Annotated in this window: 2 protein-coding genes; one reads left to right on the top strand and one right to left on the bottom strand. The window is 62.2% G+C overall.

Going from position 1 to position 1,130, the window contains the following annotated elements:
* Positions 1-605: MFS transporter (locus V6C16_RS13900; protein WP_333543512.1), on the bottom strand; the 605-nt coding region annotated here is incomplete at its 3' end.
* A 192-nt stretch (positions 606-797) separates the two neighbouring features.
* Between V6C16_RS13900 and V6C16_RS13895 the strand changes: the two genes are divergently transcribed.
* Positions 798-1,130 (top strand): GNAT family N-acetyltransferase (locus tag V6C16_RS13895; RefSeq protein ID WP_333543511.1); only part of this gene is annotated, 333 nt, incomplete at its 3' end.

Genomic DNA, 1,130 nt, shown 5'->3' with positions numbered 1-1,130 from the left:
GCCTGCGGCGCGCCGTAGGCGGCAGTGGCGGTGCGTTGGGCGGCGGCAGCGGCTTCAGGCGCAACCATGCGCATGATCAGCAGCAGCAGGATGGAGGCCATCACCGTTGCCAGCAGGCCGAAAATGAAGGTTCCGGGCATGCCGAGCCAACTCAGGAAAAAGGTGGCGAGCAGCGGGCCGATAACAAAGCCCGCGTTACCGCCTATGGAAAAGATGCTCATGCCGGTGCCCTTGCTTTTGCCTGAGACCTTGTTGGCAAAGCGTGCGCCCTCGGGGTGAAAAAGGGCCGCGCCCACGCCGCTCAGGCCGATGGCCGCAAAAATGGCCCAGTAGCTGGACATGAAGCCCACTGCTGCCAGTCCCATGCCTGCCAGGAACACGCCGAGGGGGATAAGCCAGGGCTTGGAGAGCCTGTCTGCCATAAGGCCGAAAAGCGGCTGAATGATGGACGACAGGCAGGAATAGGCAAACATCAGCCCGCCCGTGGCCTGATATGTCAGGCCGTAGTGGGTGCGCAAGAAGGGCAGAATGGCGGGCAAGGCCCCGCCATTGACGTCGCACGACAGGTGGCCGAGCGATACAAGGGATATTTTTTTCTTGTCCATGCGCGCACGCTACACCAAGGAAATGACAAAACCAAGAGGGGGGGCAAACGCCTGTGCCTCGGCGAGCGTTTTCAGTGGGGCCGCGAGTGCGTTGACGCCGCGCCCCGCCTTGCTTAAACATGTGGAGGAGCACAAAAAATTTTTCTCCGGCGTACCGCATACGGCCTTTGCCTGCCGGGGATGAGGCCCCTCATGAATATTCTGCCCGACGGCATCACGCTGGTGCGTGGCCTCAGTGCCCGGCATTATGCGGCCTGCGCGGATATCTGGCTTGAGGCATCGCTGCTGGCCCACGATTTTGTGGACCCGGCTCTGTGGCAGCACCAGCATGACGCCATGCAGCAGCACTGTCTGCCGTCATCGCATCTGGACGTGCTGGAAAGGCACGGTGAGGCAGTCGCCTTTTCCGCCCTTTGCAGCCCTGATGGCGTGGATTTTCTGGCCGCGCTTTTTGTCCGGCCTTCGTGCTGGCGCATGGGCCTGGGGACGATTTTGCTGCGGCACGCCATGTACGGGCGGCCCAGG

This window comes from Desulfovibrio sp. 1188_IL3213 (assembly GCF_036763145.1).
In the GTDB taxonomy this organism is placed as follows: Bacteria; Desulfobacterota; Desulfovibrionia; order Desulfovibrionales; family Desulfovibrionaceae; genus Desulfovibrio.
Note: the sequence above shows the minus strand (reverse complement) of the source record. Positions and strands in the feature narration are given on the sequence as shown.